Source organism: Caballeronia sp. INML3B (assembly GCF_023631305.1).
In the GTDB taxonomy this organism is placed as follows: Bacteria; Pseudomonadota; Gammaproteobacteria; order Burkholderiales; family Burkholderiaceae; genus Caballeronia; species Caballeronia turbans.
Genome location: NZ_JALQDI010000085.1, coordinates 1 through 14832 on the forward strand (window position 1 = coordinate 1; position 14832 = coordinate 14832).

Sequence of the window (14832 nt, forward strand, 5' to 3'; positions counted from 1 at the left end):
CCGAGCGGCTACACGTGAGCGTGCGGCAGATCGAACGGCTTGTCATGCGTTATCGTGCGGACGGTGCACGCGGTCTGACCACGCAATGCACCCGCGCCCTGCCCGCTCAAGCCTTGTGCGGCTTCGACGCTGCGTGAGGATAAAGCGCTTGAACAGATACGACATCTGTACTTGGCCGGCACTGCGACATTTGTATCTGGCCATGACACGGTTTGTTAGAGCTTCTTAGTAATGTCCGACTGGGGCTCGTTAGAGCGTGTGCTGACGTGGCGCGTCACCAAAACACTGACGGTGCAGTACGACCGCGTGATGTATCGGCTCGAGGACACCGACGAGAATCGCGCGCTGATTCACCGCGACATCGAGGTCTGGGAGTATCCGGACGGACGCATGGAACTGCGGGCCGGCGAGCGCATTTGGTGTGTCGGCAGTATGACCGGCTCACCAAGGTCGATCAGGGCGCCATTGTCGAATGCAAACGGCTGGCGCATGTGCTCGAGTTAGCGCAGGCGGTGCAGGCTCAGCGCGACAACCGCAGCATTGGTACCGCGCCCTCGCGCACGCATCGCGGCGCGCAGGTGCGCACGCCACGCCGCGCGCCCGACACCAAGAAACAGCGCGAGCTCACACAACAGGACCTGGAGGCAACGATGATGGCGCTGCATGAACACAAACGCAGCGCGCCATCGATACAAAGCGAGTCAGTAGTCGGCAAACGGTGACGCTCCATGCTTTAGCGCCCTGCCTGTTCAGATCCCTTGCTTCAACGCCACGTTGCCGATTCGAACACCGAGCGATCGGACGTTCCTGCATTGCACTTCGAAGCACAGCGCTTCAAGCAATCCACCCATTCCCCTCAAGTCCGCCCACAACCTGCCGACATACCCCTGAGAGCACGTCACCACCGACATCCTCATTCCGATGCCCCTGTTCGTCGCCCACTGCACATGTCACATCCTCAACGGCAGAATTTCCTGACGAACCTGTTCCAAAGCGGCGGACACGGCAGCGGCACCGACGCGCGCAGTCCGACGACGCTTTCCCGCATCATCGAACCGCTTGCCCTCGCGCTGCTGTGCTACGTGCTGGCGCGCCCGTTCGTGCATCTCGACAGCGGCACCTTGTCGGCGATTGCCTGGCCGGCGCCCGCCATCGCCGTCGCGATTCTCTGGCCGATGCAGCCGCGCCGCTGGCCGGTGCATCTCCTAGCCGTCTTTCTCGCGATCGCCGCCACCGGCGATTTCACCGCAGCGACCTGGCGCAGCGACCTCGGCTTTTGCGTGCTGAACGTGCTCGAAGTCGCGCTGTGCGCCTGGCTCGGCCGACGCTACGTCGACATCGACGGCGCCATCGTCACGACGACGCGCCTCATGCGCTTCCTGCTGCTGCTTCCGCTCGCCGCGATCGGCGCGACATCGATACTCGGCGCGACGCTCGCCAGCGATTTCGGCCACGACGGCTGGCTGCAGGAATGGCGCACCTTGCTGGTCGGCAACGGCGTCGCGGTGCTCGTGCTCGTTCCGGCCGTGCTCGCCTGGCGTTCACGCGCCGCCGACAGCCAACGCCCGGCCGAACCGCTGATCGCGCTGATTTGCAGCGTGGCCGTCGTCGCGATTTTGCTCGCCAGCGCCGCGCTGCACGTCTCCGAGCAGGTCCAGCGCGTGATCGTCTCTCTGCTGCTCGCCGCCACCGCGATCTACGGCGGCCTGCCCGCCGCCGCGACGACCGTCGGCACCGCGGCGGTCGTCGGCGTCGGCCTGACGTTGATGGAGTTCGGCCCGTACCGCCCGGAAAACGCCGAAAGCGCGTGGCATCTGCAGATCGACATGGCGGGTCTCGCGATCCTCACGTTTTTCGTCGCCGTCGCCGTGCGCGAACGCCGGCAACTGGCGCTGCGCCTGGAACGCGGCCGTCGCATGGAAGCGCTCGGCCTGCTCGCCGGCGGCGTCGCGCACGATTTCAAGAACATCCTCGCCGCCGTCGATGGCTACACGGAAATCGCCCGCGACCGCCTGCCCGCCGATTCCGCCGCGCGCAAACCGCTGCGCGAAGTACAGGCGGCATCGGCGCGCGGTTACGAACTCACCGAAGAAATCCTGCTGGCCGCCCGGCGCGGCGACCGCGTCCGCGAAACGCTCGATCTGAACCGCATCGTGCGCGAAAGCGTCCTGCTCGCAAGGCCGTTGTGCCGCAACGGCGTCGTTATCGAACTGGAACCCGCCGACGAACATCTCGGCGTCGCGGCGCATGGCGGCCAGCTCGTGCGCGCCATCCTCAACCTGTCGAGCAACGCCAGCCTCGCGGCGCGCTCGCGCGTGAGCGTGCGTATCGGCCGCGATTTTGCGATGCACGAAGCGCTCGCCATCGGCGATGCACCGCCCGGCGCGATCGCGTGGGTCGATGTCATCGACGACGGTCCCGGCATTCCCGCCGAGCATCTGCCGCACCTTTTCGAGCCGTTCTTCTCGGCGCGCAAGACGGGCGGCAACGGGCTGGGACTCGCGATCGTCGCGGGCGTCGCGTGCGAGCATCGGGGCGGCATCGCGATCGCGACGGGACCCGGCGGCACGCGCTTTCGCCTCGTGCTGCCGCTGGTATCGAGCGCGCCGGCGACGCCGCCCGAGCACGCCGATTCGGCCGAGCCGGACGCGCCCGTGGCCCAGGGCGAGCGCGTGATCCTGATCGACGACGACGCCGCTTCGCGCGAACGCAGCGAAGACTGGCTCGCGGAATTGGGCTTCGAGCCGCTCGGCTATGCCGACGCCCGCGAAGCGCTCGACGAAGCCGCGCGCAGCGACGCCGCCGGCGACGCGCCGCTCGTCCTCGCCGACCCGCACAGCCTCCCGATGGACGACGCGCGCTTCGCCGCCCGCCTGCGCGAAGTCGCGCCCGATGCGCGCCTCATCGTCCTGAACAAACCCGTCGAACGCGCGGCGCTCGCCCGCGCCGCCGCATCCGCCCTGAAGGATCCGTCATGACACCGCAGCCGCAGCACAGCATCCTCGTCGTCGAGGACGATCATTCGATGCGAACCCTGTTGATGGAATATCTCTTCCAGCACGGCTACAAGACCGATGGCGCCGCGAGCGCGCACGAAGCCATCGCGGTTTTCGCGGCAAAACGCTACGACCTCGTGCTGCTCGATCTGGGCCTGCCCGATGGCGACGGCACCGATCTCGCACGCCGCTGGCGCGAAGAAGCGCAGGTGCCGATCATGTACATCACCGGCCGCGACGACGAAGCCGATCTCGTGATGGGCCTCGAACTCGGCGCGGACGACTACATCGTCAAGCCGTTCTCGCTGCGCGAAGTGCTGGCGCGGATGCGCGCGGTGCTGCGCCGCGCGGCCGGCACGACGCAGGCGCCGCTCACGCGCGGCAAGCTGCCGAACGCGTACCGCTTCGCCGGCTGGACGCTCAATCTGAACACGCGCCGCCTGAATTCCGCCGATCAGACCGCGGTGCCGCTGACCAATTCCGAATTCAATCTTCTGGTCACGTTTCTGAGCTCGCCGGGCCGAATCATCACGCGCGAAAAGCTGCTCGAAAGCACGCGCGCCTTCGATGACATTTATGATCGCGCCATCGACGTGCAAATCCTGCGGCTGCGGCGCAAGATCGAGATCGATCCGAAGAAGCCGACGCTTCTGCGCACCGAGCGCGGCGCGGGCTATATCTTCGATACCGATATCGAACACCTGTGGACCTGAGCGCGCCGCCGTCCCATTCTCCCTGCCAGACAAGAGTTTCCGTGAACGATTTCAAGAGTTTGGGCACGCAGCCCATCAGCGACGCGCAGCCCTGCGGCGTGGACGTGCGCGACGATCCCGACTACGACCTGCTGCAAAACGAGATCGCCAAGCTGACCAATCCGGCGGCGAGCGGCTCACCCGATTGGGAGCAGGTGGTCCGGCTCTCGCAGACGCTGCTCGCGGACAAGGGCAAGGACATTCTCGTCGCCAGTTATCTCGCGGGCGGTTTGCTGATCACGCGCGGACTGCCCGGCCTCGCCGACGGCGCGCAGATGCTCGAAGGCCTGCTCGCGACGCACTGGGAACAGCTTTATCCGCCGGTTGCGCGTCTGCGCGCGCGGCGTAACGCGATTCAATGGCTGATCGACCGCGTGCGCGCCCACGCCGACGAGCACGACTGGTCGAGCTGGCCGGCGCAGGACGCGGCGCTCGTCGATGCACTGCGCGACGCGCTCGGCGGCATCGACCGCGTGCTCGCGGAAAAGGACGACGACGCGCCGTCGATGCAGCCCTTGCGCGCACTGCTCGGCACCGTGCAGGTCGCGGAACCGGCGGCTGATCCCGAGCCTGAGCCTGCGCCGACGCCTGCGCCCGAACCCGCGCTCGCGGCGCCCGCGCCTCGACCCGAAGCGCCGTCCGCGCCTGCGCCGGTCGCGGCTCCGGCCGTTCATGCCGCGCCCGCCGCCGCCTTCGCGCCCGCCGCGCTCGCTCCGCTTTCCGTCGATACCGCCGCAAGCGCCAGTCACGCCGCCGACGAAGCGCTCGAACGGCTCGTCGCGATCGGCGGCTGGTACGCGCAGAACGAGCCGTCGAACGCGCTCGGCTTCCGGCTGCGGCGCATCGGCGTGTGGACGGCCATCGAACGCGCCCCGGTCGCCAACGGCCCGGACACGCAGTTGCCCGGCCCGATCCCGCAGTTGCAGGACGCCTTGCGCAATCTGCAGGCGCGCGCGGCGCACGCGGACATCGTCGGTTTCGCCGAGACGCAGGTGATCGCCTATCCGTTCTGGCTCGATCTGAATCACGCCGCGGCGACCTCGCTCGCCTTGCTCGGCGACGCCTGGAGCGCCGCGCGCCGCGAAGTCTGCGGCGAGACGGCGAAGTTCGTCGCGCGCATCGACGGTCTCGACCGGCTGAAGTTCGCCAATGGCGTGCCGTTCGCCAATGCCGACACGGTGCAGTGGCTGGCGGCGCTTGCCTCGTCGAGCGGCGATGCGCCCGCCGCCGCCGCGCCCGATCCGCTCGCCGCGGTGATGTCGCGCGCCCGTGCGCTCGCTGCGGACAACGATCTGCGCGCCGCCGCGCAGTGTCTGCAGGACGCGATCGACAAGAGCCCCGCCGTCGCCGCGCGCCTCAGGCTGCGCACCGCGATGTGCGACCTGCTGCTGGAGAACCGCCCCGGCGCGCGTCTCGATGCGTTCGCGCGCGCGCTCGTCGACGAAGTGGATCGCTACGGCGTGGTGTCGTGGGATCCGGACCTGACCGCGGACGCATTGCGCGCCGCCTACGCGATCCTGAGCCGCAACGACCAGAACGAAACGGAAACGGCCGCGCTGCTCGCGCGTATCGCGCCGCTGGATGTGTCCATCGCGGTGCGGCTGATTACGTAATCTTTTCGTCGCGCGGCACAAGCGAAAACACCGGCGCGAGGCCGGTGTTTTTTTATGCCGATGCGCGGCTTGAAGCCCGATCATCCTCTTCGTGGATCCAGCACGCTGCCATCCTCGCGCGGCACGGTCGCCGGTAGCGGCGACATCCCTGCAAAGCGAGAACACCGGCGCGCCGCCGATGTTTCCTCACGCCAAACCCCGGCTCAAAGCCCCGTCATCATCATCGCCGATGTCTGACCGCGCCAGCACGCGCCGATCGTCGCCGGCACGCCCAGTTCGCCGAGGCTCACCGGATTGCCCGCCACCGTCGGCACGATCGCCGGCAGCGGCGGCATCCCCGGCGACATCACCGCGAGCTGGTCCGCGAGGCTCATCTGCTGACGCTGCGCCTGCGCATCCTGAATCTGCTGCTTCTGCTGCGCGGTCGTCTTCTGCAGCGCGTCGTACTGCTGAATCTTCTGCGCCGCGTCCGTGACCTGCTCGCCATTCGTCACCGAAAACATCACCGTCAGCGACGTCACGTCGAGCGTCCTGAGCGCCGTCTCGCTCGCCGGAAAATCGGCGGGAACAAACTGACGCTGGCCATCGGCGAAATCCTTCAGGAACGACGCGACGCCGAGCGGCCCCGCGTAATTGCGGTTCAGCGTCAGGTTGCCGATCTTGATCTGCAAGCGCACGTCGCCGCACTGCCCCGCCTGCCACGCGAAGCTCGTGCTAACCGGGAAGTTGTAGTTGTTCAGCGTCTGCACGCCCGTCGCGCATTGCACCGTGAGAATCGTCGCGTAGGGTTTGGCCTGCGCGCCGGCGTTGACGTTGGTCGGCTGCGCGGTGAGCGTCAGCGGCACCGTCACGGCGCGCGCGGCATCGGCCTGCGTCTTCGCCGCGGCGAGCGCGCGGTCGAGCTGATCGAGCTGCTGTTGCGCTTCGAGCTGCGCCTTCTGCGCTTCGAGCTGCTGCGCCTGCTTGTCGGCGGCGCTGCGCGCGCTCGCCTGCTGCTGCGCAAGCTGCCGGCCATACGCGCCGTTGAGCGTCGGCACGAACGCCGACGTGAACGGCACCCGGAAGCCCTGCGTCTCGATCACGTCGTAACGGTTCGCGTTGCGCGTGAGGAACGGTTTGGCCGGACCATCGGCGAAAGCCCAGACCGCGCCTTTCGCGCCGAAAAGCTGATCGATCGCCGCGCTCTTGTCGGTCGCGCCCTGCAACGGAAACACCACGCTCGATTCCCAGCCGCGCTGCAACTCGCACGACGCCTGCTGTTCGATATACGCCGACAGAAACTCGAACGGCCCGCGAATCAGACGCCACGTCAGCGCATCCGATGGCTCTCCGGTGCCGAGCAGCGTGCGCAACTGCGCAAGCGGCTGCAACGCGTTCATCATCTCCGACGGCTGCGGCTGGGCGCTCGTCGAGTACTGCTGATAATCCGCCGCGATCTGATAATCCTTGCCGCTGCCCGCGCTGCTGTCGAGCGCGAGCTTGTTCAGCGCGCCGAGATATTGCGTGAGCGCATCGACGGCGCCGAGGTTGTTCGTCACCGTCCGGCTGCCGAGTTGCGGCGAGCCGGACAGCACGTCCTTCAGCGCCGCGCCGCCGACCGCGTTGATCGCGCCCGCCACGCGCACCGCCTGATTCGCCGCGCCGGCGCGCGTCGCCTGCGCGCGCACCTGCTCGAATTGGCGCGCGAGCGTGATCCAGCCGGGCATCGGCGCATCGGCGGGTTCGCGGGCGAATTCCTCGTCGATGCGCGCAATCAGCCGGAAGTACGGACTCGCCGGCCCGCTCACGATGCCGAGCGCCGAGCGCCAACCCGCTTCGCCCGCATACGGCGCCGGACCTTTCGTGAAATCGTCGACGAAACTCTGCCACGCCGCGATGCGCTGCGTGCGATACCAGTCCTCGAACGCGGCGCGCTGCCGGTCGAACTGCGCCGTATCGCTGACCGACGCGCGAATCTGCGCGGCGAGAGAATCGAGCGCCTGCTTGCCCGCGACCGTGTAGACGGCGGGCACCGATGCGTCCGCCGTATTGGCGACGTTCGCGCCGACGACACTGCCACGCGCCGTGCGCAGACCCGCATCGGAGAGAATGGTCAATGGCTGCGCGTTGCCGCCCCAGAAATCCGCCGCCCGCGCCGCCGGAACCTCGCCGCCGTCCGGCACGAGGCCGACGAGCCAGGTCATCTGCGGATCGGCCGCGACAGCCTGATCGAGCAACGCGCGCTGGCTTTTCGCGCGCATCTGCAAGTAACCCGCATCCTTGGGCGACCAGACGAGATACGAAATGGCGAGCGGATTGAGCTGCGCGTTGAGCTGCGCGGGAAAGAGCGACGTGGCGACCGGCTGCGGCATCGCTTCGAGCGTTTCGCGATCCGCGCCGCCCATGCGCGCGCGCAGCAGCGCGATCGAGCGCGCAAGGTTCAGGAGTTGGCGCGCCTCTTCGGCCGGCTGGCCCGACTGCCCTGCCTGGCCGAACGCGCTCGCGAGTCCCGCCGATGCCGCCAGCGCCGTCTGCTGGCTCTGATCCGCCGCCGGCTGAATCGCCTGCCGATACTGCTGCACGAAGACGTCGTGCAGACGCGCTTCCAGCGCTTCCAGTCCCGCGCCGTTGCCGAGCAGCCCCGACATCCAGCGGCGGTCGTTCTGCGCGACCTGCATCAGCACTTCGTTGGAATACGAGAGCGCGTTGGCGTCGTGGAACAGGTTGCCGTTGAGCGCCGCCTTGTCGGGACGCGCGCTGCGCACGAGTTCGAGCGTCTGCTTGTTGCCCGCGAACGATACCGAAAGCAGGATCGCGAACACGGCCAGCAGCAGTATCCACGCGACGACGCCCACGCTCTGCGTGACGCGCCGCCAGTGATTCACGAGCATGGCGGGTTTCGCGGCGAGCCGGTCCTGCGGCAGGATGCGGCCGAAGAAATCATGCAGGAACACGCCCGCGGTATCGCTCGCGTGCGGCGGCGACGCGCTCAGCAGCGAACCCATCAGCGCCGACATTGCGCCGCCTTCCTGTTGTCCGCTGGAAAAGAAGATGCCGCGCAGAAGCGGCCGTTCGAGATACGGACTGTCGGCAAGACAGGTGCCGAGGAACATCGTGAGTCCGCCGCGCAACTGCGCCAGTTCGTTCGGGAACATCAGCAGTTCGGGCGACGGCTGCGTGTCGCGCGACAGCATCGCGAGGCGCAGCGCCTGCAAGCGTGCGCCGATCGAGTCGAACGCGCGCCCGACGAACGCGCGCTCGCCCGAATCGGCCGATTCGCTTTCGTCGGCGAGATAGCCCATCGCCTGATCGAGCGCATCGGCGGGCAGCGACTTCGCCCATTCCTCGAAGCCGTAGAGACGGTCGCACTTCGTGACCAGCACGTACACCGGAAAACGCTTGCCGAACATGCGGATCAACTGCTCGATACGCGCGCGCACGATGCGGCCTTCGTCGGCGAAAGTATCGGCGTGGGGCGACATCAGCCGCTCCGCGCTGACCGCGAGCACGAGCCCGTCGAGGCCTTCGCGCGGCCGATAGCGTCCGAGCAGGTCGAGCCCGACTTCCCATTCGCGGCGATCCTGCTCGATATCCTCGGCCTGCACATAGCGGCCCGCGCAATCGATGACCACGGCGCGGTCGAAATACCACCAGTCGCAATTGACCGTCTGGCCGATGCTCGCCTGCTGGCTGATCTTCTGAATCGGCGACGACAGCCGCGCGCGCGTGAGCGCCGTCGTCTTGCCCGTGCCCGATTGCCCGACGACCATGAACCACGGCAGCGCATAGAGCGGATCGCCCTTGGTGCGCAGATTCGACTGGCGCAGCGTGCCGATCGCGGCCTTCCACTTGCGCTTCAGCATCGCTTCCGGCGATACGGCGACCGGCTCCGCATGAAGCGCCCTGCTCTGCGCGGCGAGCCGGCTGCGCGAGCGCATCATCACGAACATGCGGCGCGCGAAGATGGCGAAGAAGTACAGCGCGAACACGCCGGCGAAAATCGCGAGCGCGATCCACAGCGGCCAGCCGAAATAGAGCACGACGCCCCAGCTGATCGCGGCGACCACGATCAGCGTCAACAGCCACAACAACACGATGCCGAGCGTTTTCATAGGTGGATCTGCGCAAGAAGCGTATCGACGGATTCCGCGACGACCGTGTGATACACGCCATACAGCGCCGCCAGCAGGAAAAGCGGCAGCAGGATCGCGGTCAGCTTGCCGCGCGTGAGCCGCGCCGTGAAGCGCGTGCGCACGGCGGGGCTGTTCGCATCGGCGTCGGCGCCGGCGACGGGATAGCCGTCGGGGAACAGAAACGCGCGCGCCGACGCGCCGAACTGGTCGGCATCGGGCAGCAGCATCGCGAGATTGGTGCGGCGGATGTCGGTGAGCGTCTTCTGGTTGCGGTCGTAGGCGTAGCGTCCGCCGAAGCCGAGCGCGAGACACAGATAGAACACCTCGCGCACCGCCAGTTGCGACGGCGTGAGCTGCGCGAGGCGGTCGTAGAACGCCACGCCCGCGTTGCTGACGTTGGCGTAGCGGCGTTGCAGCAGATGGCGCTGCCATTGTCCGGCGCCCGTCCATTGCGTCGTGAGCAGCAGTTCGTCGGCCCAGGCGCTGAAAGCGAACAGCGCTTCGTCGATGTCGGCCTGCGCGAAGCCCGCGTCGTGCGCGGAAAGCCGTGCGGCGGCGATCGCGCCGTCGAGTTGCGCGGTGAAGCTCGCGGCGTCGCCCGACGGTGCGCGCGAAAACGCCCGCACATGCGCGAAAAGCGGGATGAAGGTATCGGCGAGGCTCACGTTATCTCCGCAGCACGACGATTTCGGCGCGCAAGTCCTGCGGCGCGTCCGGCCATTGCAGCGCGATGTTTTCGTCGCGCTCGACGGCATCCCACAGATCGCTCACCTGCTCGATCCGGAAATAGTTCGACGACGCGCGCCGCGGCATACCCTGCGGCGCGTTCGGCAGATGAATCAGCTCAAGCCCCGGCAGCGCGTGCGCGACGAGACGCCGGACATCGGCGGCATTGGCGAGACGCGCGTCGTGCAGCGCGCCGTCGACGACTTGCGCGGCGGGCTGATCGGTGCGCAGCACGAGATAGAAGCGATTGCGGCGGTCGAAGAACGCGCGCGGCAATTCGCCCGCGAACATGCCGTCACGATAGTCGAGCACCGCGAGATGCTCTGGCCCGATGGCGATCTCGCCGAGCAGAAAGCCGATCAGCGCCTGCGCGCGCGAGAAGCAGTTGTAGAGATCGGTGTGATCGTAGGCGGGCAGGCCGGGCGTGCCGTCGGCGGCTTCGCCGAGCATGTCGAAGCGCTCGGAAAAGGCGCTCAGTTCGCCAACCAGCGCGCGCAGCTCGCCGTACACATGCCACGGATGCACGCCCGGCGTTTGCGTCAGATGCACGAGATTGGGCGCGGCGCGCGAGAGCGTGCGCATCGCGAGGAGCAGCATCATGTAGCCGGGATCGAACTCGGCTTTCTGCAATTCGCGCGGATTTTTGAATTCCTGCAGATGATGCGCGCGGCCGACGACATCGTCGCGAATCTCGCGCACGATGCGCAGCAGCGTGTCCGACCCGGCGAGCGCGTAACCCGGCGCGATGAAGCGCTCCGAGAGCGTCACCGTGTCGCCGATGCGCGCGAGCTGCGCGATCGGAATCAGATCGTACTGGCCGAGATTGGCCGTCTCGCCTTCGAAAAACACCTTCAGCACGTGCAGCAGCGTGTGCACGGGCGCTGCGGGACCATCCGAATGCAGATCGGGCACGTCCGCCGGGTTCTGCAGGCTCGCGTAGCGCGTCGGCGCGGCGGCGGCATCATCGGCGGAGGCGCACATCGTCACGTTGTTGCCTTCGGCGGCCAGCTTGCGCACGCCGAGATACACGGTCAGCGCGCGGCCCTCGCCGATGGACGCGGCATCGAACGAACGCGGCGCGAGCACCGCGTTGCCCGGAAACTCGACGTACGTCCGATCCGGAAACACCAGCTTCGCCGAGCGCACCTCGATCGTCTGGCTGGCGATGGCGCCCGTCGCGATATCGAGCGCGCCCGCGCCCCAGAAATGCGGCAAGCCGGTCTCGACGACAGGCTTGATGCGGAATTGTTCGTGCAGCGCCGCCAGTTGAAAATGCTGGGGCTGCATGAACATGCCCTGATACCAGTAAACGCCCTTGTTGTGGTCCATTTGATCGAAGTCGATGTGCTAGTTGCTGACTTTGCGCAGGGGCGTGTCTTGCGTGCTGGCCGCGCCGACGGCGCCGGTCGTCGCGCCGGCGCCGGAGGCCGCCGCCGCGCTGCCGCTGAGACGGATTTCCTTGCCGCCGCCGTCGAGTTGCTGCGCGCGCGCGAGCGTTGCGGCGTCGGGACCGCCCGGCTCTACTTCGGCGTTCAGGATGCCCTGCGCACCGAGGTTGAGCCGCACGACGAGCGATCCTGGCAGCTTGGTGTGCGTGCGAAAGATGAAACCGGTCGTCTTCGTGACGACGGGTACGTCGAACTGGCGCGCCGCGTTGGCCGTGGCGAACTGCGCATAGCCCGCGACGAGCCCGATCGAGCGCGTGTTCTGCGCACGATCCAGAATCAGATAGGAATGCTGGCCCGGCGCGACGACGTAGCGCGAGAACTGCGCGAAGGTCGGCGGCACCTTGCCGGTGGCCATCGTTTCGGCGAGCGCGTTCGGGTCGGCGGCGAGATTGCGGAAGGCTTGCGCGTCGGCGGTTTCGTAGATGCCGAGCAGCAGCGTGTGCGACTGGCCGTCGAACTGGTTGAGACCCGGATCGGCCGCGATCTCGAACAGCACCGAATCGGTGGCGTAGCTCCAGACGACATCCGCGAGCGGGTCTTTCGGCGGCGAACTGCCGCAGCCGCCCAAGGCGAGCGCGACGCCCGCGAGCGCCATCACACGGCGCATTCCGTTTGCGCTTTGTCCGCCGCTGCGTGCGGCATGCTTGCTGGTTACAGGTACAGCCATTGCCGGTGCCCCATTCGTTTGCCGTCGAGCGTTACTTGCTGCCGCACATTCTCCGGATATTGCCGCGCGCTCATACGGCGATAAAAGGCGACTTTCCGGCCTTATTCGGCGGCTTCGAGATGCTTGACGGGAGCGGAGGCAAGGGCATCACACCAGCGGCAAAATAGTCGCGCTGGCTTCGCTGTCTTCCGTGTAGGGCATGAAAAGAATCGATTCGGGCGTGCCTTTCACACGCGCGTAATAGGCGTCGTCCGGGCCGAGCCGGTTGCGCACCGCCCACGCGATGAATTCGCGCTCGCCGACCTTAAGCGTCAGACCTTCCTGCGCATACTCCAGCACGGTCTTTTCCGGCAGCTTGCCGCGCGGGCCGACCGCCTGAAAATCGATCGTCGCGCCGCCGCCGTGCACGCCGAACACGACGCCGCTCCACTCGCCCGCGCGCGGACCGAGCGCGAACCACTGGCCGAGCTGCTCCTCGCCGACCACTTCGACGCGGTAATCCAGCGCCTCGCCCGCCTTCGCCATGTTCGCGCGCGCGACGATCTTCGCCGGCCACGCCGCGTTGCTCTCGACCAGCACGGTCGCGTGACCGAGCATCGGCGGGACCTCGGCGATGTCCGTCATCCCCGACAGCGCCACCGGAAAGCCCGCGCCCCGCGACTCGCGCAGGCTCGCCGCGAACACCGACAGGCCGTAGCGCACCGAAGGTTTCGCGAGCGCGGCGTCGTCGGCGAGGATCAGCCAGAGGTCGGCGCGGGCGGCGTTCAGCGCGTCGAGTCCGGCGCGCCACGCGAGTTTTTCGGGTTCGTCGACCCAGAAATGGCCCTGCGTAGCGAGGCCGTAGCGCTTCAGCACCTGGGACAGCGCGGCGACGCGCGCGCCGGCCTTTTCCTTGTCGAACGCGGTGATCCAGACGGTTTTCGTGCTCATGCCGATAGTTCCTTTCGATGACTGCGTCAGACCGCGGGCGGCCTGAACGTCAGAAGAGTGCGGTCGATGTTCGAGCCTTCGACGCTCGCGAGCGTCGGCCGGGCGTCTTCGAAATCGACGCCATAAAGGTTCGCGCGCGTCAGAAAGGTGCCCTGAAGCGTGGCGAGCCGCAGCGAACCCTTGAACAGGTCGATGCCGCTCAAATCCGCGCCCGACAGATCGGCGCGCGAGAACTTCGCCCCTTTCGCCGATGCGCGCCGCAACGTCGCCGTGCGCGCCGCGGCGCGGCTCAGGTCGGCGTTGTCGAGGTTCGCTTCGTCGAGCGCGGCGGCGGTCAGTTGCACCCCTTCCCAGCTCGCGCCGGTAAGACGCGCGCGCGTCAGCCGCGCGCGTTCGAAGCAGGTTTGGGCGTCGGCGCGGGAAGGGCTCAGCTCGGCTTCGGCGAAGTTCGCTTCGGGCGCCTGCGTGCCCTGAAAGTCGGCGTGCGCGCAGCGTGCTTTCGCGAAGTTGCCGCGCGCGACCGTGCTGCGCTCGAAGCTCGCTTGCGTGAGGATCGCGGCGGCGAAGTTCGCGTCGTCGAGCGCGCAGCCGATGAACTGCGCCCGCGCCGCGTTGCAGTTCGATGCGTTCACGGCCGTCATCGACGCGCCGTCGAACTGTGCGCCGCTCACGTCGGCGTCTTCGAGTCGCGCGCCGGAAAAGTCGCCGCCGGTGAAATCGCCGTCGGTCAGCTGCGCGCCGCGTAAATTGGCGTTCGCGAAACAGCCTCCGCCGCCGCTCGTCTGCGCGAGCCGCGCGCGATGCAGGTCGGCATCGGTGAAATCGGTTTGCATCAGCAGCGCCTGGGAGAAGTCCGCGCCTTCCAGACGGCTTTTCGCGAACGACGTCTCGTGCAGCAGCGCGCCTGAGAAATCGGCGCCGCACAGATCGAGCGCGGAAAGATCGATGCCCGACAGATCGCAGCCCGCGAAGCTCGAACGCGCCGCGTGCATCGCGATGACGGTTTCGCGCGTGAGCAGGGCTTGCGCGGGCGGCGAGGACGGCTCGCCGACAGCCGGCAGCGGCAGCGATGGCGCGGCTGGCACGGCAAGCGCGGCGAGATCGAGTTCGGGCAGCGCGCCCGACGGCATCGGCTCGGCGGCGATCACGGCGAGGCCCGGCTGGTTCGCGGCCCACGCGCGGGCATCGTTTTCGGTGAGGCCGGCGCGCCTCAGCGCGGACTGCGTGTGCGCATCGAGATCGCGCAGCAGCGACGGCAGCGCCGCGCCGTTGCCGCTCGCGGGCGACGGCGTGTCCATCCGCCGGAGGAACGGCGCGACATCGGCGCCGGTCAGGTTGTGCTTTTGCATCAGCGCACGCGTCGCGGCGTCGAGATCGTCGGCCATCTTGTCGACTTCGGCGAGCGTCGGCGCGGGCCCCGGCTGCGCGGACGGCATGAAGCGCGCGAGCTCCTGCTCGCCGATGCCGTGCTTCGCCATCAAGGCGCGCGTTTGCTGCTCCAGTTGCGCGGCCATCGCGTCGACCTCGGCCAGCGCGGGCGATGGCGCGGCGGCGGCCGCCGCGCCCGCTGGCGCGGACGACACCGGCG

General features: G+C 67.9%; 10 protein-coding genes. 4 read left to right on the forward strand and 6 right to left on the reverse strand.

The features are described 5' to 3' along the window. Positions 1–416: 416 nt before the first annotated feature. From NCS58_RS34595 to tssA, 4 genes are all read left to right on the forward strand, one after another. A complete protein-coding gene (locus NCS58_RS34595; protein ID WP_409241833.1) occupies positions 417–722 on the forward strand; it encodes a hypothetical protein in 306 nt (101 codons plus the stop codon). Positions 723–947: 225 nt separating this feature from the next. Then, a complete protein-coding gene (locus NCS58_RS33850) occupies positions 948–2978 on the forward strand; it encodes an ATP-binding protein (protein ID WP_250478496.1) in 2031 nt (676 codons plus the stop codon). Further along, positions 2975–3709 carry a response regulator transcription factor gene (locus NCS58_RS33855; RefSeq protein ID WP_250478495.1) on the forward strand — a complete coding sequence of 245 codons (735 nt, stop codon included), beginning with the start codon at positions 2975–2977 and terminating at the stop codon, positions 3707–3709. The genes NCS58_RS33850 and NCS58_RS33855 overlap by 4 nt, the downstream gene beginning before the upstream one ends. Before the next feature lie 41 nt (positions 3710–3750). Next, positions 3751–5361, forward strand: a complete 1611-nt coding sequence (gene tssA / locus NCS58_RS33860; protein ID WP_250478494.1) for a type VI secretion system protein TssA — start codon at positions 3751–3753, stop codon at positions 5359–5361. 203 nt (positions 5362–5564) lie between these two features. On the opposite strand, the gene NCS58_RS33865 is transcribed toward tssA, so the two are convergent. The 6 genes from NCS58_RS33865 to NCS58_RS33890 form a co-directional block, all read right to left on the reverse strand. Then, positions 5565–9452, reverse strand: a complete 3888-nt coding sequence (locus tag NCS58_RS33865) for a type VI secretion protein IcmF/TssM N-terminal domain-containing protein (protein WP_250478493.1) — start codon at positions 9450–9452, stop codon at positions 5565–5567. Further along, entirely contained in the window at positions 9449–10138 is a 690-nt protein-coding gene (locus tag NCS58_RS33870) for a DotU family type IV/VI secretion system protein (RefSeq protein ID WP_250478492.1), read from the reverse strand. Before NCS58_RS33870 ends, NCS58_RS33865 begins: the two co-directional genes overlap by 4 nt. Position 10139: 1 nt before the next feature. Further along, a complete protein-coding gene (gene tssK / locus NCS58_RS33875) occupies positions 10140–11528 on the reverse strand; it encodes a type VI secretion system baseplate subunit TssK (RefSeq protein WP_250478491.1) in 1389 nt (462 codons plus the stop codon). An 18-nt stretch (positions 11529–11546) separates the two neighbouring features. Next, the gene (gene tssJ / locus NCS58_RS33880; RefSeq protein ID WP_250478490.1) at positions 11547–12314 is read right to left on the reverse strand and encodes a type VI secretion system lipoprotein TssJ; all 768 of its coding nucleotides are present in this window, start codon (positions 12312–12314) and stop codon (positions 11547–11549) included. A 147-nt stretch (positions 12315–12461) separates the two neighbouring features. Continuing rightward, on the reverse strand, positions 12462–13244 hold the full coding sequence (locus tag NCS58_RS33885; protein WP_250478489.1) for a hypothetical protein: 783 nt from the start codon (positions 13242–13244) through the stop codon (positions 12462–12464). Between the two features lie 26 nt (positions 13245–13270). Beyond that, the coding region (locus NCS58_RS33890; RefSeq protein ID WP_250539036.1) for a pentapeptide repeat-containing protein at positions 13271–14832 on the reverse strand (1562 nt) is incomplete at its 5' end.

Excerpts from the sequence above, each read along its gene's own strand:
- NCS58_RS33850 (WP_250478496.1), top strand. The coding sequence starts at position 948 with ATGTCACATCCTCAACGGCAGAATTTCCTGACGAACCTGTTCCAAAGC.
- NCS58_RS33855 (WP_250478495.1), top strand. The coding sequence starts at position 2,975 with ATGACACCGCAGCCGCAGCACAGCATCCTCGTCGTCGAGGACGATCAT.
- NCS58_RS33865 (WP_250478493.1), bottom strand. The coding sequence starts at position 9,452 with ATGAAAACGCTCGGCATCGTGTTGTTGTGGCTGTTGACGCTGATCGTG.
- tssK (WP_250478491.1), bottom strand. The coding sequence starts at position 11,528 with ATGGACCACAACAAGGGCGTTTACTGGTATCAGGGCATGTTCATGCAG.
- tssJ (WP_250478490.1), bottom strand. The coding sequence starts at position 12,314 with ATGGCTGTACCTGTAACCAGCAAGCATGCCGCACGCAGCGGCGGACAA.
- NCS58_RS33885 (WP_250478489.1), bottom strand. The coding sequence starts at position 13,244 with ATGAGCACGAAAACCGTCTGGATCACCGCGTTCGACAAGGAAAAGGCC.